Origin of the sequence: Bradyrhizobium sp. PMVTL-01, assembly GCF_051861855.1 — a bacterium.
Taxonomy (GTDB): domain Bacteria; phylum Pseudomonadota; class Alphaproteobacteria; order Rhizobiales; family Xanthobacteraceae; genus Bradyrhizobium.
Genome location: NZ_CP193982.1, coordinates 3,505,640 through 3,526,766 on the forward strand (window position 1 = coordinate 3,505,640; position 21,127 = coordinate 3,526,766).

Here is a 21,127-nt window from a genome sequence, read left to right on the forward strand (position 1 = left end):
AGGCCTCCTCCTATTCCGCCGCCTGCATCGAGCCGATACGCCCGCGGCTCAGTCCGTCGATGAACTTGGCGACCGTATGGCGGATGTTCTCGTCGGCGATGCGCACGAAGGCCTGGGCGATCATCAGGCCGTCCCGGGAGGTCAGGAAGTCGTCCAGCACCGAGGCCGCCTTGGGGCGGTCGGCGGTAGGCAGGAAGAACGCAAGGTCGCAGCCCAGCGCCTGCGCGATCGCGGCAAGGCGCGTAGCGCCGACCCGGTTGACGCCCTTCTCGTACTTCTGGATCTGCTGGAACGAGACGCCGAGCGTGTTGCCGAGCTCGGCCTGGCTGATGTTCTGCTCCAGCCTGCGCTGGCGGATGCGTTTGCCGATCGCGACGTCGTCGGCCTGGGCGGAGCGGGGCTGGTGCTTGGGTTTAGCCATGTCGAAAGGTCCTTCTTGCTGGAGGGGAAAGCGAGGCGAGTTTGCCGGTGGCGCGGAACACGACGGTGCCGTCCACCCGGCGTTTGAGAATGTCGTCGCGGCCGCCGCGCATCGGAAACCGCGCGACGCGTGCGCCGTGATGGCCGGCCTGGATGCGCTTGGCTCTGGCAATTGCCGGCATGTCGACGGCCGCCGTGTGGGTGCGATGGCATTTGCGATGCGCCGCGCGTCGGTTGGCATCATCGTCAGCGCCGTCGAGATCGAGCGGGATCTCGTGGCTGACGTCCCAGGCCTGGCCGACGTAGATCAACCCGTCGCACAGATGGCAGCGGTACTTCTCGCGCTGGAGCAGCGAAAATCGTTGAGTGGTCGAAAGGTGAGCGCGCTTCCTGAGGGTCATTGCTCACCCTCTTCGAGGTCGAGAGTGCCCTTACGCTTATCTGGTCGCATGGCGCGGACGCGGATGCCGATCGGGCAATCCCAGTCGCACCACTCACTTCCGGCTAGCAGACATTGTGGAACAAGCCGGCCGTTGCGCCAGCGTCCGCAGTCGGCCTCGCGATCTTCCTCGTCGTCCCCGAGCAGGCAATCGTCGAGATGATCGTCGTCGGTGCCGATCGTCATCGATCGCCCTCCGGCTGCTGCTCGTCCTCATCAGGCGGCCGCAAGCTGTCGATGTGAACGCCGCAGTTCGCGCAGATCTTGGGATTGATAGACCATGCGACGTGGCCAGGACAGTTCTCCTCGCTCGGCGCGTTGCCGACCAGGATCATCAATTCGGTCGGGATGTCGCGGTCGCAAAGAACCGTGGTTTTGCCGCGATCGACTGACAGCACTCGCCTAGCTTTTAAATGGAACCATCGGTTCATGAGAGGCGATGTTTCGGCAAACCGCTCGAAGATTGAGTGGACGCCGGCGGTGCTCAGCGCCGACGAGACTTCCCCGTTGATCTTCTCCAGCACGGCAGCGAACTTGTTTCCCGCCTGCTCTGCCGCGAAATATTCGTCGAGCGGGAGCGTGTCGATGTGCGCGAGTACGTTATGAAGAGAGCCGGCGAGAAACAGAGCTATGTCGGTCGGCGCGGCCTCGGTTGACGCTGGAGCCTCGATCGGAGGAGTAGCCGGAGCGGCCTTCAGCTGCATCGTGCCGGTCCCGTTGCAGTCCTCACATCGGAAAACGGTCTTTACGTCGTCGCCGGCCGCAACAGCGTTCTGGATCTCTTCGTCATAGAAGACGGCGATCGATGCCGGCATCGCCTCCCACACTCGACCGCTGCCCTTGCAGCGTTCGCATCTGTACGCGCGAGCTCGGGGTTGCCTGCTCACTTGGCAACCTCCGGCGAGCCCGTCCTTCTTAAACCTTTCCTGCAAGCGCCGAGGACATCGTCCACGGCTTTCTGCAAGACGGCTGGGTCAGACTGAATCTCCTCGGCGCGATATGCCGTCGTGAGCAGCTTGGCTCCGATCTGCTTGGAGATCGCTGGCGAGCAGATAAACTTCGCGAAGATCTCGCCGTTAAGGCGCAGCCGGATATTGATGCCGCAGCACGGGCACCAATCGATCTCAGCGTTGTCCGCGACCTTATAGGTCGTCGAGCATTCCTCGGCCATCTTGGCGACGATGTCGGCGATTGCGTCGTCGGGCACGGGAGCGACCTTGGCTTTCCTTGATCTCACTGGGTGCCCTCCGGCCGGCCGTCACCCGCAAAGGCTTTCGCAATCGCGGAAAGCTGCCAATCGCGAAACTCGATAAGCTGCATGTCCGCAGAGCTAGCGGGCAGCAGTTTGATCGGATCGCTGGGCGTCTCATCTCGTCGGATTGCTCCGGAGTGGGGAGACCAAGAGACGATCATTTCCGGGCGCAATAGACCGGTGTCTGGATTCGTGAAGTCGCCGATGCTCAGAAACCTGACGGTCTGCATGCATCCCGCGCAGTGGCAGGTTTTCCCGTTGCAGCTCGGGCATAGGCCGGGCGGATCGTTCTCACAAGGGACGAGATCGCCCCAAGCCAACAGCCGAAGGCAGTCCTGGCAAAGCGCATGCGTTTGGCTGTCGCGCCCGGTATCGAGGCCGGCGATATCGATCGAAGGAATGTCAATCATGGATCGCGGCCCTCAGCATCGGCAATATCTCCATGTTGATCTCGTCCTCGTTCAGTGCCTCGAAAACCTCGATGGCCTGTTCGAGCGCAACGCGCATCCGCGCGTTAGATTCGATCAGAAACAAAACCCTGGCTGGGCTCGCCGGCTCAGGTGCTTGACGTAGGATGCCGATGACCTTTGTGGCCTTGTCAGTCATCGCAGGATCCTTCTGCGTATAACTTGATGACTCCGACCTTCTCTTGCCGGTCGAAGATGCTCGCGCTCGTGCAACCCGGCGCCTTCAATATCGCGCTCATCATCCGCTCGGCACCGTCGAGCGTCTCGGTCCAGCCGATCACGTTGTCGTCCTGATCGGTTGGATAGCCGTTTGCCAGCACCTCATAGCGCTGACCCTTGTCACCAACATTGTGAGGCTTGCCGCCTGAATGCGTCATTGCGCCGTTCCCGCCGGAAGCGCCTTAACATGGGGAACGAGTTCCGGTTTACCGTTGACATAACGGTAGGTGGCGCGCGTCCAGCCGCCGCGTTCAAGGTAGGGGAATTGTGCTTCGACGTCTTCTTCCTTGACGGTCTGGCACTGCCCGATATGCAACTTGCCGTTATGGAACGAGAAGAAGCTAAACATGACCCAGCGTTGGGTCTCGCCCCGGTAGGTCCAAGGCTCCGAAAGGTCATAGTGGCGTGTGCGCTCAGACATCGCTCATCTCCATCGCCACGACATGCTCCCGGGCGATCTGCATCGCATCGTCGACCAGCGCGTGAACCTCAAATGGCGAGTAGCCAAACGAGACCAGCACCATAATGGAATCGTCGCGGTCGACGAAAGCGCCGGTCTCGACCAGGCGCGAGGCCATCTCGGCGACCTTCGCGATGCGCTGGGCGCGGACTGCATCGAGGAGAAGCGGGCCATCGGGCAGTGCATGAATGGTGACAACAGCCATGTGCGTCAGCCCCAGAAGATGCGCGAGCAGTGGCAGCACACAACGTCGCCGCAGGATCCGATCGCGTAGTGCTGGCCGTCCGGGCTGAAATCGCAGCGCTCGCTGGTGCCGAAGGGATCTGCGACCGCGCTCATGACGGCGGCGATGTCGCGCTCGCAGACGAAGCGAACGGTCTTTGCGGCCTCCCCGGCGTGGCGGGCCGGCCTTGTGGCGACGTGCATGGCGGTGGTCCCTCTGGCGGTTGGAAGAAGCGCGGGGTGGGCGGCGGCGAGATGCCAGGCGCCGCCGCCCGGCCGCGCTGGTGTCAGCCAAACAAGTTTTGGCTGTCGTGGCGGGCATGCGGTGAGCGATGCCCGCGGTAGGAATTCCGCTTGCTGGCCGCGCGCGCGACCGCGCGATCGAGCGCCTCGCGCGTGGCCTGGTTGAACTGTTCGGGGTCGATGAAGCGCGGGTGCAGGTTCTTCTGCTCGGCAAACGCCTTCGACATCGTCGCGACGAGCACCCCGCGCTCCGACGGCTCGTGGATCGTCAGCATGGCTTTCGGCACCCACACGGCCTTGGCGTAGATGCCGCAGTCGGAGACCAGAAGCGCCTTGGCGGTTTCGCCATGGCGGACAAGAACCAGGGCCGTGATGCCGGGGCTGGAGGACATCACGGCCCTGCGGTCGGAGCCACCGCGCTGGCGTCCGACGTAAACAATGTTGGAGGATCGAAGAAGGGTACGCATGACGCTACTTTCCTTGCTGTTGAAACATGGAACGGCTGACGCGGAGCAACGCTTCGCCAGCGTGCTCGCCCGGCGAGACGACTTGATCGTAGATGTCGGCGACGCTGGAGAGCGCGGGGCGGCCCGTCGCCTCTTCCTCGCTGCGCTCCATGGCGCGAAGCGCTAGGACGGTATCGATCGCGGCCCACCACGGCTTGCAGACGAGCGTCGAGCGCTCGGCATCGGAAAGCGCCTCGAACGAGACGCGCAGTCGCTCAATGGTGATGTCGATACGGCGACCGGGAAGGGTCGGCGAGATCGCCGCCGGGCCGTCGAATGCAAATTGGAATTGGCCGGTCATGCGGCCTCGGGCAGCGCGTCGAGCGCGGTTTTGCAGAATGACCGCACGAACGCGATGGCGGCGGCCTGCGCCTCGTCCTCGGTGTTGAAGCCGCCGCGGCCGGCAATCTCGCCGCCCTCGCGGTGGTACATGCACTCGACGGAGGCGTGCCAAACCCAGCCGCAATTACGATCGCGTTGATCGCTCGTGGAGAGGCGGATCTCGCCGGCGAATAGTACGTGTCCGCTGTAAGGGCGCGGCGTCCATGCCCGACGAGGGCAGCAGTGCCAGACGTCGCGCTGATGGCCGCGCCACTTCGTCGGCTCGTCGAGGAAAAGCTCGCCGAAGCTCGCAACCCAGCCCGTTGTTTCGCGCTGGATAACCACAGAGGCGACGGATGGCATGGAAAGCTCCCGTGAGGTGAAGTTCACGGGAAGCATAACCGGTAATTTTACCGCGTCAACAAAAAAGCGGTTAGATTACCGCATTCGGTGTGGCTACCTCAGCGCGGCACCATCGTTTTGACCTTCGCGGCCCAAACGATCTCGACGTCTTCGATCGGCGGTTCGCGCTCAGACAGCAAGGTGAATACGCGGGGTTTCGAGCCAACACGAACTTTCTTGATGAGCACCCTGTCATCCTTGAGCCCCACGACGCACAGCTTGCCGATGAGATCATCCGTAATGGGGGACCTGACATCGTCGTAGAACACGAGCCAGCGATCGAAAAACGAGCCCAGGCTATCGCCCCGGATCTCGACGGCCTTGGTTTCCGGTGACGAACCGCTGGGTGCTGGCACATAGTCCAGAGCGCCCTGCGCGACGGCGTAGAAATGTGCCTCGGCGCCAGCACCAACATAGCCAACGAGCTGCACGGTGCCCTCGTCGACCGCCTCCTCTTCAGGCTCCTCTGGCCCGTTCCCTTCGACGAGCCAGTTCAGGTTCGTGTGCAGCGCGTGCGCGAGTCCCTGTGCTGTCCGGGAGGATATGCCCTTGCGGTTTGGGTCGCCTTCGGCGGCACGGCGAAGGTTCCGGATCGCATCCTTGGACAATCCAGCTGCTTCGGATGCAGCCTGCGCACTCAGGCCCAGGGTTTTGAGTCTGCGCTCGACGCGCTTGAGGATGCCTTTGAGTGTTCTGTCGGCCATACCGGTAGTGTGACCGGCAAGGAAATCCCCAACTAGCGGTAACACGACCGTTGACATAGCGGTAGGAATACCGCCATCGTGGGGCATGGACAGCATTGATTCGCTTCTCAAGGTGGCGCGCGCTTACGCAGCGGCGGAAGGCATTGACCTTTCGACGGCGAGCTGGCGGGCGCTGGGTGACACCAAGAAGCTCTCAGCTATGGAACAGGGAGCCGACATTCAGGTTCGCCGGTTCGAGAAGACGATGAGCTGGTTCTCGGACAACTGGCCGGCCAACACAGAGTGGCCGGAAGGAATCGAACGTCCGGCGCGGCAGCAGGTGGCCTCATGACCTCACCCAGCGCCACAGCTTCAGCCACCACCAATTCCAGCGCGCCCGCTCCGCGCGGTACTCCTGCACTGCGTCGTGGACCTGATCTCCAGTTTTTGTCTGAGCGGCTTTTGTCTGTGTCATATGTTGCGTCCGGAGTTGCGTCATGTCGATTGCCGAATCGTGCACATTGCCGCCGTCCAGGCCTAGGAGAACGCGAGGAACAATCGTTCTTCGAAAGTCGCCGGGCGCCCGGGCCTCTAGATTTGGTATTGCGTGCCTCGCGCTCTGGCCTGACAAGCCCGCAACCGTGCTCTCACAACGGGCTGGCTGCACCGAGCGGGCGGCGAACCTCTACATCAGCGGTGAGCGCGAGCCGTCTTACGAGGCCCTCATGGCGGTGCTCGACGAGCTACGGCCCCGCAAGCGGGCTTGATCTTCATGAGTTGCCGTCACCGGCAACTGTCCGGGCCGATGCCCGTTCAGTAAAAGTCGAAGGACAGCTGATCCTTGGACGATCGCAACGAAAGGGAGAGACGGTTCGAGCGGAGTGCTGCTGGCACCCGCTCACGCTTTCCATTTCGCCAGCGTCCATATCCACGGACAAAGACGTCTTTCGGCCCCCGGCCATGAGTTGCCATGGTTGGGCCTCGTCTGTCAGGCGGGATACAGCCCGCCGCTCCACTCGCTCAGTACGCGCGAGCGCGGCTGGAAGAGCCAGCCTTGCGGCTGGTGACAGATGGGGTGCCGGTGACGGCAGGGTTGATCCTATTCGATTCGCGCATCGGAGGGCGGTATGACCGAAACCCCGTCTCTGATCGAGAGGCTGTGCCGAAGTCTCGCCTTTCATCTCGTTGAGGGTGAGCTGACCCTCTCGTATGCCGAGGGCGACATCGAGGACTGGCGAGAGGAATGCGACCAGGCAAGGGCGCTCATCAAGGAGGCCGGTTTCGATATCGACGTGCTCTATCCGATCTTGGATCGGCCGACATCGGAGGAGCCTGCATGACCGATCAATGTATCCAGATGGTGAGCCGCCATCGGTTTGACGGGGTTGCGACACCCGTCATTCGTGGTCGAACAGGTCTAGTTGCCGGGGGTCCGGCTTGCTCGCTTGCTTCGGGTCTGCGCCCTTCGAGTGATCACTCACTCTTGTGCGCTCGCCACGTCGCCATTGAGCATACCGGCGGACATAGACATGCTTCGAGCTTCTGCCACGCTTTCGCATGGCACCATCACCTCCTTTCGGATCGCGACGGGGCTCTATCCCCGCCTTACGCCGGCACGGTGAATGCCGGCGGCGCGCGCGATCGCGGTTTCCGAAAAGGGGCCGATGGCGGCTCGCCTGCAATTTCAGATGAATCCCAGGCGAAAGCAACCAGAGGCAAAGCGGCGAGCACGGGCAATGCCATGATGGGGCCCGCGCCGACAGGGTTGCGAGTAGGCGAACCGGCGCGGACCGGAAGGCTGAGTTGGCCGGCTTTAGGGCGAACCTCAAACATCAGCGAACGTGGTGTGACGGGCGGAGAGAGTGCCGCAACCATTCAGCTTTGCTCGCCCGACTGGTCAGTTGACCCACAAATAAACCGAGCATGCTGCGCAGAAGCGGGACTATGCGCGGACCAGGCCCAGGGTGGCAGCATCAGACCTCACCGAAGGTCAGAGAGGTTTCCTGGGACGGCGGCAGGAGGGCTGGTGTGCCGGCTCGATCGCTCGTCATCGGCAACATTCAGTGCAGGGTGGAGCAGCCCGGTAGCTCGCAAGGCTCATAACCTTGAGGCCGTCAGTTCGAATCTGACCCCTGCAACCAATCTCCGGAGGGCGACATGATCCCGCTGCTCGTCGAGATCAAGGCGCGGATGGACAAGGAAGCCGCGCTCAAGGCCAGCATCGAAGGACAGATGCAGCTGTGCGCGCGCGAAGGTTGCAACGATGATTTTCAGCGCGGATATCTCTGCGCCCTTTATCACACCTGGCAATCAGTCGGTTATCCCGCCACGGCAGCGTCGATCGCGGCGGAGGCACTGGTGAAGGGCGGCATTCTCGCCGGGGACGGGGTGCGCGAATGAGCGAGATCGACGACGTCCAGAAAGGTGACCCGAGGATCATCGCCGAGCTGGAGCATGCGCTCTGGCGCAATCGTAATCGCGACAATCTCAACCTCGCCCGCGGTCGCATGTTCTTTGACTTTGGTGTCGGCAAGGTCCGGATCGCTTCTCACGCGAACGACGAAGGGGAAGGGGCATGACGCGGGAAGAAATGAAGACGCGCCAGGCGCTGGAGCAAAAGATGGCCGCGACCCTGGTTTATGAGGCGCGCCTCAAGGAATACGAGGCCGCACGCTGGCTGGGTCTTTCGGGGCAGATCGAAGGAGCCGCAGCGAACGTGCACAGCGCTCTCGATGGTGTTCTCGATGCAACGGCTGCGCAGATCGACGCCTTGCGCAAGCAGCCCGGGGGCGTGGCAATGACCGTCAGCGCCCCCGACGTGCAGATTATCGGCGCCAGCCGCGAGCAGGCGATGGCGAAGTTCAAGTCAATGGCCGTGACCGAGAGGGCCCGCCTTAGATAGCTGAAACCCTCGCGCGCAGTTTCCAGTAAGCGTTCTCGCGTATCCCGACATCACCTGCAGCTGCACCCGCTCGGTCATTTCCGGGCGTGAGCTTCTGCGTCCCGAAATTCAGGAGGGGGTAATGGCTCGAATTTACGCCGCGTCATCTTGGCGCAACGAGTATCAGCCTTGGATCGTGCAGACACTGCGTAACGCCGGTCACGAAGTCTATGACTTCCGGAAGCCCTTCAATGGCAGGCCGGGATTTGCCTGGAGCGATATCGATCCAGACTGGCAGTCCTGGTCGGCCAAGAAATATCGGGAGTTGCTGACGACCAGCCCGATCGCGGCGGCCGGCTATGTCAGCGACCTGCGCGCGATGGAATGGGCGGATACGTGCCTTTTGATCCTGCCATGCGGTCGGTCGGCACATCTTGAGGCCGGATGGTTCGCCGGCCGCGGCAAGCGCTGCCTGATCCTCACCCAGGATGGCGAAGAGCCGGAGTTGATGGCGCTGCTCGCCACCGACATCTGCATCTCCATCGCCGAAGTCATCGCGAGGCTCAATTCATGACACCGATGCTGCACGATGCGATCACCGCGCTGCTGGTCTGGATCCTGGTGCTGCTGCCCATCGCCTCCGTTCTGATCGCGCTTTTGTTGGCGTGCGCGTTACGGGTCACTCGCCGGAGGGTCCGCCCTTATGGCCTTTTGGCGGAGGCGGGTGACCCGTTCTTCTATCCGTTCGGCGAGATGCCGTGCCTCCCACGCGAACACGAAAAGCTGTTTCAGCCCAAGCGCGTCAAACTGGTCTTTGGCCGGGGCGTGCGCAAGCGCGATGCCAGCGACTTCCGCGCCTGGGGCGTTCCCGATCAATCGCAGTTGCCGGTCGCCCTCCGGCAGAACGAGAGCGGCGGCCGTCTCGCATCCACCTCGGGGACGGCCGTCGTTCTCACCTTTCCGACGGGGAGGGGGTGATGCAGCAGCATCTGACGCGCCTTGAGCAGGCCAACCTTATCGCCGGTCACGCCGTATCCTACGCGACCGCGTTCCTCGACGATCACCATTCTGTGCAGCAACTCGCTGACAACGCCGATCGACTGTTTCTAGATCTACTGGTGATCGAGGATGCCGAGACGACCTCCTTCCTGATCCCGGTGAAGCTGCTCGCCATCACCATGATGCGCACTGCGCGGGTTGCGCGGGACCTCTCGAGGTGGCCACCGGCGGAGGATCGCTGGCACGCCGTCATGGCCGCGCTAGTCGAGCTCGTCATCAACGAAAGCCGTCAGCTGAACAAGGATCGCCCATGAGGACGCTCTCACAAGCGCTCAACGCGCTGATCCTGGTCGTCGAGGAGACCCTGACGAGGCCGGCGCGCTACCAGTCGATCGCGCGAGATCCGGCATTCCCAGGGCTTGCGGCCGAGATCCGCAAGTACGACAGCCAGCCCGCCGAACACACCCGCTGCACCCATGCGGCGATGGCGGCCGTGCATCTGCTGGAGGCCTTCTACGCCAGCGATGTGCTTGAGGCGACCTCGCCCTGGCTGTCGGCGCTCGGCGCCATGCTGCCCCTGCTACGCGGCGATGCCTTCCAGGCCTTCCGGAATGAACGGGCGGCGATCGAGGAGATGCGGCGATGAGCGAAGTGGCAAGACTGCGCGCCGAATATGCCGATCTGCACCGCGAGGTCCTCGATCTTTCGCGAGACGAGATGCGCAACCGCGCCGCGCTCGATCGGTTGCAGCTTCGCGAGCAGGAGATCGTTGATGCGCTCCGCGAGCTCGGCGCATCCGTTTATCCAGATGAGGCGAGGGCACACTGATGGTGCGCGTTATCCCGCCCGAAGAGGTCCTGGGCGAAGTTGATCGCCGGCTCGCCGCCGCGCTTCGCCAGGCTGCCAACAGCGCGCTCGGCATGCCCGCTGCTATCGATACGTTCAAGGCCATGCTCGATCGCGCCGATCTGGCGCTCGTTCTGAAAGAGGAGCTGCGACCCTGATGGGCGATCGCGGCACACCCAAGGCACAGGCCAAAGCGAGAGAATTCCGGCCACGAGCCGGTGAACATGGAGCATGACACATGAATGATCGAGTTGATATCAAAGGAACGGCGACGCCGCTTCTCACCAAGTTGGACCCGACTTCGCCGGCCTTGGAGGTCAAGGGCCTCGGCAAGTTGTCTATCAAGAATGGAACGACATTCTCCGGCATGAGCTTCGATGGCGATGGCGATGTGAAAATCACGTCTCTGGAGCCCGGTACTGATTACTTGGTGCAGATCGAAGGCGGCGTGCCTGTCGCCGTGAAATATGCCGACGGCGGCGGGGACGCCTGTCTCGGCGGCTTCCATTTCGCTCCGGGCGGCAATGGTACGGGCCGCGCCGGCGGTGATGAGGTGCCTACGATTAGCCTGTTCTCTCTATGGGATCGCAATTACCGCCCCGCCTGCGCCGATCCCCGCGGCATGGTGCTCGTGACGGCGCCGGGTCGGCAATTCTGGTGCGACATCTATCTTACCGGCGTCGACCATTTGAAGAACGGCACCAGTGCGTTCGATACCGTCATTGCGGACGGCGACGATCTGCCGCGTGATCCCGCCACGGGCAAGCCGTTCAAGCGCTTCGATTATGCCGCTGCGTGCGCGGTGATGTCCCATCATGGCAAACGGCTTCTCTCATTCGAGGAGTTTGCAGCAGCGGCTTACGGCGTCACCGAAAAGACGGCCGCAGGCGAAGACCCGTGTCGGACTAATCTTGACGCGCCGCGCACCAGCTACTTCGGCCTCATGCAGGCGACCGGCAACATGTGGGTCTGGGGTCACGATGGCGATCCCGATCAGCCGCGCGCTTCGCTCCTCGGCGGGTGCTGGTTGGGCGAGGGCAGCGCGGGCTCGCGCTACGCGGACCTCGGCGGCTGGGCGGGCAGCTCGAGCGGGAACATCGGCGCCCGCGGCCGCAGTGACCACCTGCAACTTGGCTAGGCGGCGCGACAGCGACGCCTCTTGAGCGAACTGCATTCGATGATCGTCAGGGACGACAATTCGGCAACGGAAGCCCTGGCGATTGTCGAGAGATACGAGGCCTTCGTGACCTATCTCTATCCGATCCTGCAGAACAGCCCGCGCAAGCATGGTGTCCTTCGCGACACCGTGCTTGCGGCGCTGTTCACGCCGATCGGCGGTCTCTATCACGCGGCAAAGTCGCGCCAGATCTCGCGGCTATATGCCATCGACGCCGAATTCGCGACGCTGCGCGCCTTCCTTCGCTTCCTGGCCCGCGGCGATATCAAGATCCTGACGCCGAAGCAGCATATCGCCGCGCTCGCCCTTCTGGCGCAACCAGGCGGCATGCTGAACGCATGGCAGAAGAAGCTCAGCGCAGCCACAGGCACACATAAGGTTTCGCACGCTAGCGGCGTGCGGAAGGGGGAGGCGGGGCAATGATGTCGCCGCGCGCTTCGATCCTCGGCGGGTACTGGTTGAACGAGGGCAACGCGGGCTCGCGCTACGCGAACCTCGACAACTGGGCGGACAACTCGAACGAGAACATCGGCGCCCGCGGCCGCAGTGACGACGGCTTCGTGATTATCGCTCGGCGCGGGCCATGGCCTCGCCGGCCGGTCACAGCACAACTGTGGTCAGCCCATCTCTCCTGCTTCGGCGAACACACTGCGCGGTCCGGCAGAGCGGGGCGTAGCGGCGGTTCAGCGCAGAACCGTCGTCGAGACCCGCGGCCGGCACGTCGCCGCCGCGTCAATCCTGGAATTGGAACGAGCATCGCAATGGCGCGACGCTACCGCAACCTGATCGGCAAGATCGTCTCCGCCCGCAACATGGAGGAAGCTCTTCGTCTCACCTCGGCCGGCAAGCGGCTGACGCCTGGCTATCTCGCCTTCAAAGAGTTCTCGGCGCTCAACCTGGCCGACCTAGCGCGTGATTTGGCAGATGGCCGCTATGTGGCCGGCGAGCCGCACGAGTTTTTCATCCTCGATCCCAAGCGCCGGCTGATCCAGGCGCTGCCGTTTCGCGACCGGATCGCGCAGCAGGCATTGTGTCTGGTGATCGGCCCGATCTTCGATGCCGCGCTGCTGCCACGGGCCTATGCCTGCCGGCCCGGCAAGGGTACCCATGCCGGCGTAATCCAGTTGCAGAGCGACTTGCGCCGTGAGGCGCGCGCCGGCGATCCGTATTTCCTCAAGACCGACTTCTCGCGCTACTTCGCCTCGATCGAGCGAAGCGTGCTGTGGCGGCTGATCGAGGCAAAAATCTCCTGCCGGGCGACGCTTGCCCTGATCGAGACCATGGTGCCGCGGAGCGGCATTGGTCTGCCGATCGGCAGTCTGACCTCGCAGATCTTCGCCAATCTCTACACCGGCGCCACGCTCGATCGTTACCTGCAGCAGGATCTCGGCGAGCGGCTCTGGTACCGTTACATGGACGATCTCGTCGTGCTCGGCCGCTCGTCTGCACATCTGCGCCGGCTCAAGGATGAGATCGAGACCTATGCCGCGCGCGAGTTGGGGCTTCGATTCTCCAAATGGCAGGTTGCCAGCGTCTCCCGCGGCATCAACTTCCTCGGCTACCGGATCTGGGCCGGCCACAAGCTACTGCGTCGCGACAGCGTGATCCGAGCCCGCCGTACCATCGCGGCGTTACGTGCCCGCGGCGACGACGAGCGCCTGCACGAATTTCTTGCGGCATGGCTCGGGCACGCCAGCTGGGCCGACAGCGGCAATCTGATCAAGAGCCTTGGGCTGCCAAGGCAGCGGGAGGAGCGGTGATGGCGGATAGATCCGCGATCGAATGGACGAATGCTAGCTGGAATCCGATTCGGGCCCGTAACCTGAAGACCGGCAAGGTCGGCTGGCATTGCGAGCACGCCACGACCGGCTGCGAGCACTGCTATTCCGAGGGCTTCAACAAGCGCCTTGGCACGGGCCTTCCGTTCAAGCCCGGCCACCGCAAGGACATCGAGATCTTCCTCGACGAGCAGATGCTCACCCAGCCTCTGCGCTGGAAAAAGCCGCGCAAGATCTTCGTCTGCTCGATGACGGACGCCTTCGCCGACTTCATCACCGACGAGATGCTCGATCGCATGTTTGCGGTCATGGCGCTGTGTCCTCAGCATACGTTCCAGGTGTTGACGAAGCGCGCGAAGCGGATGCGGGACTATATGGAGCGGCTGTTCGGCTCGAACGTCGCTCCACGTGGGTTCGTCTGTCCTCCGTGGAGCGCGCTGCTCAATCGTGTTGAGCGAGACTGGATGGCTGCCAACCCGGATTACATGACCAACATCCGTCCGCTCTTGCTGGAGGGCCTTCAGAGGCGAACGCTTCCGACCGGTCCGCTGCCGAACGTCTGGCTCGGCGTCTCAGCCGAATGGCAGCCGGAAGCGGATGAGCGGATCCCGGACTTGTGCGCGACGCCGGCGGCCGTGCGGTTCGTGTCGCTTGAGCCGTTGCTCGGCCCGATCGATCTCGCGCCATGGCTCGCATTTGTCGAGAACGATCCCAATGACCCCCGAATGGTCTTTGACGAAAAGGTCGTGCCTGGTGGAATCGATCTTGAGCAGGTCACCCTCGATTGGGTGATCGTCGGTGGCGAGAGTGGGAGCACCGCGCGCCCCATGCATCCGGACTGGGCGCGGGCGCCGCGCGACCAGTGCGCTGCTGCCAAGGTTGCTTTTTTCTTCAAGCGGTGGGGTCGCTATGTCCCGCTCCAAGGCGACATGGAGACGCTCGGCGCACACGGCGGCGTCAATTACTTCCATCCAACAAAGGAATCGAAAGAGAAGGAAGCTATCGGCCGCAAGCTAGACGGCGTCGAGCACAACGAATTCCCGCGGGTGCCGGCATGAGCGCACTGCGCCCGATCGAAACCAAGGGCTATGCAAAGCTGGCGATTCCGGCGACCTTCGGCCTGCCTCCGAAGCTTGAATGGCTACCGATTGCGGCGCTGGTCGTCGATCCCGAGTATCAGCGCGAGATCTCGAACGTCGGCCGGAAGAACATCCGCCACATCGCGGAAAACTTCTGCTGGTCCATGTTCTCCCCCGTAATGGTCTCGGCGATCGGCGGCGGCAAATACGCCATCGTCGATGGTCAGCATCGCAGCACGGCGGCGGCGCTCTGCGGGATCGAGAAGGTGCCGTGCTACGTCGTCGAGGCGCCCCGTGGGGAACAGGCCAAGGCCTTCCGCGCGATCAACGCCAATACCACCAGGCCGCACAAGGTCCAGCTCTTCCATGCCGCTGTCGCCGCGAACGAAACCACAGCTCTGCAGGTCCTCGATGTCTGCAAAGCTGCCGGCGTCCGCATCGCCCGATCGCTTCAATCCTGTAGGGATTACGAGACGTTCTGTGTCGGCTCGATCGAGAAAGGTATTGAGCGGCACGGCGCTAAGGTCGTCACGCTGGCCCTGAAGGCGATCGTCCATTCCGGCGATGGTGTGGCGGAAGAGCTGAACCAGACCATCATCACGTCTACGGTCGAGGTGTTGGCCCGATCGCCGATCTGGTGCAGGAACGAAGCTGCGCTGAAGAGTGCCTTCGAGGCTTTCAATCTCGGCGACATGTGGCGGAACGCTGCGACGGAAGCCTCGCGCAGTAAAGGCGCCTCGACGAGGCAGGTGCTCGAGCGCGAACTGACGAAAGGCCTCCAGCAGCAACTCGGGGTCGCCGCATGACCCTGCTCGCCGCATACGATCGCGCCCGCGTCGCGCTTGCCGAGGCCACCCAAGTCAACGAGGTGCTCTCGATCCGAGACGAGATCGAGCACGTCAAGCTCTATGCCAAGCAGATCCAGGACAAGGCCCTGCTCGAAGACGCGATCGCGCTGCAGATCCGAACCGAGCACCGGCTGGGCATCCTGCTCGCCGCGGCCAAGAAAGCCGGGCAGATCGCGGAAGGGCGGAAGCCGAAGGGAGAAGCCGGAGCCGATCGCGTCACGCTCTCGGACATCGGTGTTGACCGCAAGCTCTCGGCAAGGGCCCAGAAGGCCGCAGCCCTCGGCGACGACAAGCTCGAGCAGGTGATCGCAAGTGCGCGCGAGAAGATCCGGAGCGGCGGCGCCATCCTGGTCGATCCGGTTCAGGCGGCCGCCAAGGAAGCCGAAATCGCCGGCCGGCGCGCAGCGCACGCGGCGCGGACCGAGAAGGGCGGCTGCGTCGCCGATCTCGGCGCGCTGGCGCTGACGGGAAAACGGTTCGGCTCGATCGGCTCCGACCCGCAGTGGAAATTCCTGACGCGCTCGGCCGCCGGCGAGGGCCGGTCAGCCAACGTCCACTACAAGACCGAAGAGGTCGACAAGATCAAGGACTTGCCCGTCGGCCAGCTGCTCGCCGACGACGGCGCCTTCTACATGTGGATGGTCGACTGGTGTCCGCAGGATGCGCTGGACCTCTTGGCGCATTGGGGGCTGAAGCACGTCACCACTGCCTTCACCTGGGTCAAGCAGAACGCATCCGGCGAAGGCTGGCACATGGGGCAGGGCTACTGGACCCGCGCCAACCCGGAGCAGTGCTGGCTTGCCACCAAAGGCAATCCGAAGCGCCTCTACGCCGACGTGCGTCAGCTGATCATAGCCCCGGTGATGGAGCATTCCCGTAAGCCCGACGAATGGCTCGATCGGATCGAGCGCCTGACCGAGGGCGATTATCTCGAGCTGCAGGCAAGGCGGCCGAGAAAAGGCTGGGTCTCTTGGGGAGACGAACTTGAGTGGACAGGAGTAGCGTCATGAGCGTCAATCGGAAAGTCTGGACTGAGGAAGAATGGGCCACTCTTCAGCGCATGCGCGCCGATGGCGTGAGCTGGTCCGCGATCGATCAAGCGCTCGGGCGCCAGCCCAAAAGCTCCCGATCGAAATGGGAGAATGAACGCGCGAAAGAACGCATTCGCGCGGATAAGGCGGCTGCGGCCTCTAAGCCGCCGCCCGCAGAACATCAGTCTTTGACCGCAGCATTCTTCGGCGATCCGCTTCCGGGCCGTAGCGCGCTCGATCGCCGTCGGATTGAAGTTTCGAGCCTGTCGATATCGGCCTCGGGAGCGCGGCCATGACGATGGAGCGTCCGTTTTTCAACGCGCACAGCATCGCTATCGGTACGTGCCCAAACCCGGCTTGCAGAGCAATCCACGTCCATCTGCTCGACCAGGACGACTACGTGCACGCACAGCTCACGATCGGCTGTGAGAACGTCGAAGACGTGATCGCCGATCTGCGCACCGTGCGGGACCGGATCGTCATGGGCGGCGAAAAGAAAGGGCTCGACAATTGACCCGCCGTCATCGCCTGGCAGATCGCCGCGCTCATGAGACAGTAGCGATCGAACATGACGAGCAGCGCTACAAGGTCGGTCTCGGCCGCGACGTGTTCGGCAGTCGCGTCGGTCCGGTGATGGAGGTGTTTCTTAACGCGCAGAAGGCCAACTCGCATCTCGACGTGCTCGCATCCGACGGCGCCATCCTGATGTCGATGCTGCTGCAGTACGGCTGCCCGCCGGCGGACATCTTCCATGCCATGAAGCGCAACCCGGATGGCTCGCCGGCATCGCCACTGGGTCGCGCCGCGGCTTACCTGGTCGAGGGCGATCAATGAGCGCACGCATCACCACCGAACGGACGCTCCGGGACGACGACGACATGACCGGCCAGTCGATCCGCGATTGGAAGATCGAGAGCGAGGCCGGGCACGTTACTATCCGCATGAAACATGGCGACGGGTTCATCCTGCTGAGATCGGACGACGTCGACCAGTTCATCATTGATCTCAATCGGGCCACAGACCTTGCGCGCGATCTGACCGCAGAGCGGGAGGGCGCATGACCGACATCGAACGCCAGATCCTGCTCAACCAGATCGCCATCCTCGAGGCGCTAGCACCAATCACGGCGAGTGGCGCCGACAGCACGCGCGAGCTGTTGCTCAAGCGCTATCGCCAGACTGCCGAGCTCATCCGCCAACACTCACCCAACAGAACCTGAAGGGAAATCCACTGCCATGGATATCAAGGTCCCGCTGAAGATGCTCAAGTTCGGCCACGAAGACGGCGAGGGCATCAACGCCCGCGTCGCCGGCCGGGAGGACGGCATCGCCGCGCTTGCGGCCAACATTTTCGCCAACCGCTCTGACGACAATCCGTCCGGCCTGATCGAGAACCTGGTCGTCAAGGATTCGGGCGAAGGCTTCTATTCGGTCGCGAACGGCAACCGCCGCCTCGCGGCGTTACGAATGATCGAGGCCGAGGGATCGGAGCTGCCGATTCCCTGTACCATGCACCAGGTCGACGAGACCAAGGCCTTCGAGTACTCGCTGACAACGGCCATCACTGCCGAGCAGCTCCATCCGGTCGATCAGTACGAGGCGTTCGCCCGCCTGGAGCAGCATGGCAAGTCCGAGGAAGAGATTGCCGGTCAGTATGGGTTGAGTGGCAAGCAGGTCCGCCAGGCGCTGGCGCTCGGTCGGCTGAGCGCGAATATCCGTGACGCGTGGCGCAAAGGCGACATCAAGGCGGAGATCGCTCAGGCCTTCACGCTCGCGCTCGACCATGTCACCCAGGATAAGCTGTTCGCGAAACTAGACAAGGCGCACGCGATCACGGCGCACAACGTCAAGCGCGAGCTCGGCGCCTATGCGACGGATGAAGAGATCACCCAGCTGCTGAATGTCGTCGGAACGGAGGCTTATCGCGCCGCCGGCGGCCATGTCACCGAGGATCTCTTTGGCACGTCCCATATCATCACCGACGAAGCCCTGCTCAAGCAGATGGCGCGGCAGTTGCTGATCGCGAAGTGCGAGGAGTTCACCTCAGCCGGATGGGGTTGGGCTGAAGTCCTCTCGGATCTCCCTTCCGGCGCGCGGCATTGGCCGATCTCGGAGGTCAAGACGAAGGTCTATGAGGGGGACGAGGAACAGCAGCTCGAGAAGTTGCGGGCCCGGCTGGCCGAACTCGACGACAGCGACGTCTTCACCAGCGAGATCGAACAGGAGGAGGTCCAGCTGGCGCTCGAGGTCGATGCGATCGAGCAGGCAGTCAGGATCCGCAGCTACAACGAAAAGAAGCGCAAGCAGCTGGGCTGCATCGTCACGATCGAGGACGGTAGGCTGGTCGTTCTGGCGGGCATTAAGCGTCCGGAAGAGGCGAGGGCGTCGCAAGCCCGCGATGATGGTGATGGCGCTGAGGCTGGATCGAGTAAGCCGCCGTCGGCGGCGGCCAAGGCGGCACCTGAAGAGCCGGAGATCTCGAACGCGCTGCTTCATCGTCTCTCGGTCCAGCTCACCCATGCGGCTGCCACGGCGCTGATCCAGGACACGCCTCTGGCGCTCGCAGTCCTGCTCGCCGGTTTTGACACCTATGGCGGGAACGGCGTCAAGGTGTCCGTCAGCGGCCTCGGGATGAGCGGCGCGCCCGGTAAGCTGTTCGGACAGCCCGACGATCTGCCGCGCACGCTGGCTCTCGCGAAGAAGCTGAAGCCGGCCGAGAAGCTGGACCTTCTGGTCCAGGTCGCCGCCGGCGCGCTGGACTTCCAGAATGCCAGCCTAAACGGCGGCGTCGACGAACGCGACTCGGTCGTCTCGATCTGCAACGCGATCGAGCCGAAGGTGCTGAACGCCGCGCTGCGCGGCGCCTTCGACGCCAAGGATTACTTCGCGGGCGTCAACAAGACACTCTGCCTCAAAGCGATCGAGGAGGCCCTGGGCGCTGATATCGCGCGCCAGCAGGCGAAGGGCTCGAAAGCCGAGATTGCCGCCTTCGCGGTCGAGAACGTGCCGCCGACCAACTGGCTGCCGCTGCAGCTGCGCGCCAAGGGCTATGACGGGCCGCCGGTGAAGAAGCCGTCAGGCAAGCTTGCGCCGTCGCGGGCTAAGAAGCCGGCGAAAGCAGCGGCGAAAAAGTCGGTCAAGAAGACTGCCAAGAAAAAGCGCTGAAGCTACTCCTGATCGGACACTTTATATATGTGCGCATCAGCGGCATCTGCGGAACTTCACGAAGGCGTTGTGTCGTTCGAGCCTCTGACGCTCGGCCGCGAAGCCGTTCTGCTCGGCAAGGTGAGGGTCGGCGAGATCATTCCGCTCGAGGCCGGCCGGCACCAGGCCTGCTTCCGCCTGACCTTGCCCGATGCGAGTGCAAGCATCGCCTGGTGGCCTGTGGCCGATATCGCCGACGCACGGCGGCTGGCCGCCATCAAGATCAATGACTGGATGCAAGCGGCCGGCCTGGTGCCGGCGGGAGGGACGGCATAATGACGGAAGACCAAATCAAGCACATGGTCGATCGCTTCCTCGGCTGGAAGCTGCCGGAGAACTTCAATCCGGATTGCGGGATCAGCTTCAAGAGGACGTTCAACGAGCACACGGCTCACCCGGCGAAATATGAGCCGATCGGTACCAACCTGCTTGATGCTCAGCAGGCGATGGAGATGGTGCGGCACATGCTCGAAGGCCTACCTGCAGGTCGTGCCCAAGGAACGCTGAACGGCGCGAAGCTTGGCGATCCGCACCCGCATTGGTCGGCTGACTCCAAGAACGAAGACTATCCAAAGACGATCGAGGAGTGGAATCCCCACAATGATCCGGTCGGCCAGCACCTGGCTCTGGCCGAGAAGCGCCTGCGCGTGTCGATTGACCGAGACGATCCGCGAGCGCCGGCCGAAATGGCGCTGGTCTCGCGCTGGGATCTGGCGACGCTGATCCATGATTGGTGGCACAGGTCCGCACTCCTTGACATCTGGGGGGCTGAGCGCGCTGCAAAGGAGGCCGCCCAGTCGCCGGCCGCTCGGGCCGAGACGAAGACGGTATGGGGCGAATGTAAGGTCTGCGGGAAGATTAATCCAGAGCATGACAGGCCATGCAAGGCGCTGTGCTTCATCGTCGGCGAAGGCAAAGCAGCGCCCCCCGCGCAGCTTCCGCGCCCCTCTGCCGAGACCAACGAAGCGCGAGACGACATCGCGAAGGTAATCCAGAGCCACGTATTCATGCGCTCGCGCGGCGGTCGCTCAATCGAGATATTTGGCTTTGAGGAAGCGGCGGACACGATCCTTCGCATGAACGCTCAACCGCAGAGATCTGCTTCGGAGGAAAGTGACCTTCCAAAGATTCCAGACGACGATAGCGACTTCACACCGGATTTGGCTCGCAAGATCATCTGTAAGTATCAAACTATCACTGGCGACCTGTATGCCGCTCTCCGCTCCATTGTTCAGGGAAATCTAGGCGACGCCCCCTGGCAGGCCAATTACGAGACGATCAAGCAGATTGCGCGCAATGCTCTCCCCGAGGGTGAGCGCCATACCTCACATTTCGATCAGCAAAACATTGCCATGACTGAAGAATTGAAGGGCACATTCACCTGTCCGATCTGCGGAAAGAACGCGCCTCACCATCATACTCCCGAAGAAGTAAAAGCGGCGCGGGTGCCGACGATCGCAGAAATTGCCGCCGACTGCCGAGAGGCGGCGGCTCAGTATCGAAAGTCGTTCACACCATGGACGACTGTGTCAGTTGAGGCCGTCGCCGAGATATACGATCGGATCGCCGACAAGCTCGCCTCCGAGCAAAAAGCTAAGAGGAGGTGGTCTTGAAGCAACCTTTCACGCTGGACGAATCCGCCGTGCTTTTA

At 62.9% G+C, this 21,127-nt stretch carries 40 protein-coding genes and 1 tRNA gene; 26 read left to right on the forward strand and 15 right to left on the reverse strand.

Annotated elements, in window-relative coordinates:
• Nucleotides 1–10: 10 nt before the first annotated feature.
• The 15 genes from ACRQ5Q_RS16630 to ACRQ5Q_RS16700 all read right to left on the reverse strand — a co-directional run bounded on the left by ACRQ5Q_RS16630 (nt 11) and on the right by ACRQ5Q_RS16700 (nt 5,751).
• Nucleotides 11–421: a helix-turn-helix domain-containing protein gene (locus ACRQ5Q_RS16630; RefSeq protein WP_439398960.1), complete on the reverse strand. Its 411-nt coding sequence runs from the start codon at nt 419–421 to the stop codon at nt 11–13.
• Nucleotides 414–821: an HNH endonuclease gene (locus tag ACRQ5Q_RS16635; protein ID WP_439398962.1), complete on the reverse strand. Its 408-nt coding sequence runs from the start codon at nt 819–821 to the stop codon at nt 414–416. Before ACRQ5Q_RS16635 ends, ACRQ5Q_RS16630 begins: the two co-directional genes overlap by 8 nt.
• Nucleotides 818–1,045 (reverse strand): hypothetical protein, encoded by a 228-nt coding sequence (locus ACRQ5Q_RS16640; protein WP_439398964.1) that lies wholly within the window; start codon nt 1,043–1,045, stop codon nt 818–820. The genes ACRQ5Q_RS16635 and ACRQ5Q_RS16640 overlap by 4 nt, the downstream gene beginning before the upstream one ends.
• Complete coding sequence (locus ACRQ5Q_RS16645) at nt 1,042–1,674, reverse strand: hypothetical protein (protein ID WP_439398966.1); 633 nt, start codon at nt 1,672–1,674, stop codon at nt 1,042–1,044. Before ACRQ5Q_RS16645 ends, ACRQ5Q_RS16640 begins: the two co-directional genes overlap by 4 nt.
• A gap of 68 nt (nt 1,675–1,742) precedes the next feature.
• The gene (locus ACRQ5Q_RS16650; RefSeq protein WP_439398968.1) at nt 1,743–2,066 is read right to left on the reverse strand and encodes a hypothetical protein; all 324 of its coding nucleotides are present in this window, start codon (nt 2,064–2,066) and stop codon (nt 1,743–1,745) included.
• A gap of 26 nt (nt 2,067–2,092) precedes the next feature.
• Nucleotides 2,093–2,521, reverse strand: coding sequence for a hypothetical protein (locus ACRQ5Q_RS16655; protein ID WP_439398969.1), 429 nt, complete (start codon nt 2,519–2,521; stop codon nt 2,093–2,095).
• Entirely contained in the window at nt 2,514–2,717 is a 204-nt protein-coding gene (locus ACRQ5Q_RS16660; protein ID WP_439398971.1) for a hypothetical protein, read from the reverse strand. The genes ACRQ5Q_RS16655 and ACRQ5Q_RS16660 overlap by 8 nt, the downstream gene beginning before the upstream one ends.
• Complete coding sequence (locus tag ACRQ5Q_RS16665; protein WP_439398972.1) at nt 2,710–2,955, reverse strand: hypothetical protein; 246 nt, start codon at nt 2,953–2,955, stop codon at nt 2,710–2,712. Before ACRQ5Q_RS16665 ends, ACRQ5Q_RS16660 begins: the two co-directional genes overlap by 8 nt.
• Nucleotides 2,952–3,218, reverse strand: coding sequence for a hypothetical protein (locus ACRQ5Q_RS16670; RefSeq protein ID WP_439398974.1), 267 nt, complete (start codon nt 3,216–3,218; stop codon nt 2,952–2,954). Before ACRQ5Q_RS16670 ends, ACRQ5Q_RS16665 begins: the two co-directional genes overlap by 4 nt.
• Nucleotides 3,211–3,462 carry a hypothetical protein gene (locus tag ACRQ5Q_RS16675; protein ID WP_439398975.1) on the reverse strand — a complete coding sequence of 84 codons (252 nt, stop codon included), beginning with the start codon at nt 3,460–3,462 and terminating at the stop codon, nt 3,211–3,213. The genes ACRQ5Q_RS16670 and ACRQ5Q_RS16675 overlap by 8 nt, the downstream gene beginning before the upstream one ends.
• Before the next feature lie 5 nt (nt 3,463–3,467).
• Nucleotides 3,468–3,683 (reverse strand): hypothetical protein, encoded by a 216-nt coding sequence (locus ACRQ5Q_RS16680; RefSeq protein ID WP_439398977.1) that lies wholly within the window; start codon nt 3,681–3,683, stop codon nt 3,468–3,470.
• Nucleotides 3,684–3,766: 83 nt separating this feature from the next.
• Nucleotides 3,767–4,189 carry a hypothetical protein gene (locus ACRQ5Q_RS16685; RefSeq protein WP_439398979.1) on the reverse strand — a complete coding sequence of 141 codons (423 nt, stop codon included), beginning with the start codon at nt 4,187–4,189 and terminating at the stop codon, nt 3,767–3,769.
• Between the two features lie 4 nt (nt 4,190–4,193).
• Entirely contained in the window at nt 4,194–4,529 is a 336-nt protein-coding gene (locus ACRQ5Q_RS16690; protein ID WP_439398981.1) for a hypothetical protein, read from the reverse strand.
• Nucleotides 4,526–4,939, reverse strand: a complete 414-nt coding sequence (locus ACRQ5Q_RS16695) for a hypothetical protein (RefSeq protein ID WP_439398983.1) — start codon at nt 4,937–4,939, stop codon at nt 4,526–4,528. Before ACRQ5Q_RS16695 ends, ACRQ5Q_RS16690 begins: the two co-directional genes overlap by 4 nt.
• A 71-nt stretch (nt 4,940–5,010) precedes the next feature.
• Complete coding sequence (locus tag ACRQ5Q_RS16700) at nt 5,011–5,751, reverse strand: phage repressor protein (RefSeq protein ID WP_439398985.1); 741 nt, start codon at nt 5,749–5,751, stop codon at nt 5,011–5,013.
• On the opposite strand from ACRQ5Q_RS16700, the gene ACRQ5Q_RS16705 reads away from it, so the two are divergent.
• The 26 genes from ACRQ5Q_RS16705 to ACRQ5Q_RS16830 all read left to right on the forward strand — a co-directional run bounded on the left by ACRQ5Q_RS16705 (nt 5,741) and on the right by ACRQ5Q_RS16830 (nt 21,089).
• Complete coding sequence (locus ACRQ5Q_RS16705; RefSeq protein ID WP_439398987.1) at nt 5,741–5,986, forward strand: hypothetical protein; 246 nt, start codon at nt 5,741–5,743, stop codon at nt 5,984–5,986. The genes ACRQ5Q_RS16700 and ACRQ5Q_RS16705 overlap by 11 nt on opposite strands.
• A 775-nt stretch (nt 5,987–6,761) precedes the next feature.
• Nucleotides 6,762–6,974, forward strand: a complete 213-nt coding sequence (locus ACRQ5Q_RS16710; protein WP_439398988.1) for a hypothetical protein — start codon at nt 6,762–6,764, stop codon at nt 6,972–6,974.
• Between the two features lie 724 nt (nt 6,975–7,698).
• A tRNA-Met gene (locus tag ACRQ5Q_RS16715) sits at nt 7,699–7,775 on the forward strand.
• Nucleotides 7,776–7,791: 16 nt separating this feature from the next.
• Nucleotides 7,792–8,034 (forward strand): hypothetical protein, encoded by a 243-nt coding sequence (locus ACRQ5Q_RS16720; RefSeq protein ID WP_439398990.1) that lies wholly within the window; start codon nt 7,792–7,794, stop codon nt 8,032–8,034.
• Complete coding sequence (locus ACRQ5Q_RS16725) at nt 8,031–8,213, forward strand: hypothetical protein (RefSeq protein ID WP_439398992.1); 183 nt, start codon at nt 8,031–8,033, stop codon at nt 8,211–8,213. Before ACRQ5Q_RS16720 ends, ACRQ5Q_RS16725 begins: the two co-directional genes overlap by 4 nt.
• Nucleotides 8,210–8,536 (forward strand): hypothetical protein, encoded by a 327-nt coding sequence (locus ACRQ5Q_RS16730; protein ID WP_439398993.1) that lies wholly within the window; start codon nt 8,210–8,212, stop codon nt 8,534–8,536. The genes ACRQ5Q_RS16725 and ACRQ5Q_RS16730 overlap by 4 nt, the downstream gene beginning before the upstream one ends.
• Nucleotides 8,537–8,657: 121 nt before the next feature.
• Nucleotides 8,658–9,089 carry a hypothetical protein gene (locus ACRQ5Q_RS16735; RefSeq protein WP_439398995.1) on the forward strand — a complete coding sequence of 144 codons (432 nt, stop codon included), beginning with the start codon at nt 8,658–8,660 and terminating at the stop codon, nt 9,087–9,089.
• Nucleotides 9,086–9,493: a hypothetical protein gene (locus ACRQ5Q_RS16740; protein WP_439398997.1), complete on the forward strand. Its 408-nt coding sequence runs from the start codon at nt 9,086–9,088 to the stop codon at nt 9,491–9,493. The genes ACRQ5Q_RS16735 and ACRQ5Q_RS16740 overlap by 4 nt, the downstream gene beginning before the upstream one ends.
• On the forward strand, nt 9,493–9,828 hold the full coding sequence (locus ACRQ5Q_RS16745) for a hypothetical protein (protein WP_439398998.1): 336 nt from the start codon (nt 9,493–9,495) through the stop codon (nt 9,826–9,828). Before ACRQ5Q_RS16740 ends, ACRQ5Q_RS16745 begins: the two co-directional genes overlap by 1 nt.
• On the forward strand, nt 9,825–10,160 hold the full coding sequence (locus ACRQ5Q_RS16750) for a hypothetical protein (protein ID WP_439399000.1): 336 nt from the start codon (nt 9,825–9,827) through the stop codon (nt 10,158–10,160). The genes ACRQ5Q_RS16745 and ACRQ5Q_RS16750 overlap by 4 nt, the downstream gene beginning before the upstream one ends.
• Entirely contained in the window at nt 10,157–10,342 is a 186-nt protein-coding gene (locus ACRQ5Q_RS16755) for a hypothetical protein (protein ID WP_439399001.1), read from the forward strand. The genes ACRQ5Q_RS16750 and ACRQ5Q_RS16755 overlap by 4 nt, the downstream gene beginning before the upstream one ends.
• Nucleotides 10,342–10,518, forward strand: coding sequence for a hypothetical protein (locus ACRQ5Q_RS16760; protein ID WP_439399003.1), 177 nt, complete (start codon nt 10,342–10,344; stop codon nt 10,516–10,518). The genes ACRQ5Q_RS16755 and ACRQ5Q_RS16760 overlap by 1 nt, the downstream gene beginning before the upstream one ends.
• A gap of 80 nt (nt 10,519–10,598) precedes the next feature.
• Nucleotides 10,599–11,498 (forward strand): hypothetical protein, encoded by a 900-nt coding sequence (locus ACRQ5Q_RS16765; protein WP_439399005.1) that lies wholly within the window; start codon nt 10,599–10,601, stop codon nt 11,496–11,498.
• Between the two features lie 21 nt (nt 11,499–11,519).
• Nucleotides 11,520–11,960, forward strand: a complete 441-nt coding sequence (gene avd / locus ACRQ5Q_RS16770; RefSeq protein WP_439399007.1) for a diversity-generating retroelement protein Avd — start codon at nt 11,520–11,522, stop codon at nt 11,958–11,960.
• A 338-nt stretch (nt 11,961–12,298) separates the two neighbouring features.
• Nucleotides 12,299–13,297: a reverse transcriptase domain-containing protein gene (locus tag ACRQ5Q_RS16775; protein ID WP_439399009.1), complete on the forward strand. Its 999-nt coding sequence runs from the start codon at nt 12,299–12,301 to the stop codon at nt 13,295–13,297.
• On the forward strand, nt 13,297–14,373 hold the full coding sequence (locus ACRQ5Q_RS16780; protein ID WP_439399011.1) for a DUF5131 family protein: 1,077 nt from the start codon (nt 13,297–13,299) through the stop codon (nt 14,371–14,373). Before ACRQ5Q_RS16775 ends, ACRQ5Q_RS16780 begins: the two co-directional genes overlap by 1 nt.
• Nucleotides 14,370–15,200 (forward strand): DUF6551 family protein, encoded by an 831-nt coding sequence (locus tag ACRQ5Q_RS16785; RefSeq protein ID WP_439399013.1) that lies wholly within the window; start codon nt 14,370–14,372, stop codon nt 15,198–15,200. The genes ACRQ5Q_RS16780 and ACRQ5Q_RS16785 overlap by 4 nt, the downstream gene beginning before the upstream one ends.
• Entirely contained in the window at nt 15,197–16,252 is a 1,056-nt protein-coding gene (locus tag ACRQ5Q_RS16790) for an MT-A70 family methyltransferase (RefSeq protein ID WP_439399015.1), read from the forward strand. Before ACRQ5Q_RS16785 ends, ACRQ5Q_RS16790 begins: the two co-directional genes overlap by 4 nt.
• On the forward strand, nt 16,249–16,569 hold the full coding sequence (locus ACRQ5Q_RS16795) for a hypothetical protein (protein WP_439399016.1): 321 nt from the start codon (nt 16,249–16,251) through the stop codon (nt 16,567–16,569). The genes ACRQ5Q_RS16790 and ACRQ5Q_RS16795 overlap by 4 nt, the downstream gene beginning before the upstream one ends.
• Nucleotides 16,566–16,787, forward strand: a complete 222-nt coding sequence (locus ACRQ5Q_RS16800) for a hypothetical protein (RefSeq protein WP_439399018.1) — start codon at nt 16,566–16,568, stop codon at nt 16,785–16,787. The genes ACRQ5Q_RS16795 and ACRQ5Q_RS16800 overlap by 4 nt, the downstream gene beginning before the upstream one ends.
• Nucleotides 16,784–17,107, forward strand: coding sequence for a hypothetical protein (locus ACRQ5Q_RS16805; protein WP_439399020.1), 324 nt, complete (start codon nt 16,784–16,786; stop codon nt 17,105–17,107). The genes ACRQ5Q_RS16800 and ACRQ5Q_RS16805 overlap by 4 nt, the downstream gene beginning before the upstream one ends.
• Nucleotides 17,104–17,334 carry a hypothetical protein gene (locus tag ACRQ5Q_RS16810; protein WP_439399022.1) on the forward strand — a complete coding sequence of 77 codons (231 nt, stop codon included), beginning with the start codon at nt 17,104–17,106 and terminating at the stop codon, nt 17,332–17,334. The genes ACRQ5Q_RS16805 and ACRQ5Q_RS16810 overlap by 4 nt, the downstream gene beginning before the upstream one ends.
• Nucleotides 17,331–17,492, forward strand: coding sequence for a hypothetical protein (locus tag ACRQ5Q_RS16815; RefSeq protein WP_439399023.1), 162 nt, complete (start codon nt 17,331–17,333; stop codon nt 17,490–17,492). Before ACRQ5Q_RS16810 ends, ACRQ5Q_RS16815 begins: the two co-directional genes overlap by 4 nt.
• A 16-nt stretch (nt 17,493–17,508) precedes the next feature.
• Nucleotides 17,509–19,437 (forward strand): ParB/RepB/Spo0J family partition protein, encoded by a 1,929-nt coding sequence (locus ACRQ5Q_RS16820; protein ID WP_439399025.1) that lies wholly within the window; start codon nt 17,509–17,511, stop codon nt 19,435–19,437.
• Nucleotides 19,438–19,506: 69 nt separating this feature from the next.
• Nucleotides 19,507–19,752: a hypothetical protein gene (locus ACRQ5Q_RS16825; protein ID WP_439399027.1), complete on the forward strand. Its 246-nt coding sequence runs from the start codon at nt 19,507–19,509 to the stop codon at nt 19,750–19,752.
• Complete coding sequence (locus tag ACRQ5Q_RS16830) at nt 19,752–21,089, forward strand: hypothetical protein (protein ID WP_439399029.1); 1,338 nt, start codon at nt 19,752–19,754, stop codon at nt 21,087–21,089. Before ACRQ5Q_RS16825 ends, ACRQ5Q_RS16830 begins: the two co-directional genes overlap by 1 nt.
• Nucleotides 21,090–21,127: the final 38 nt, after the last annotated feature.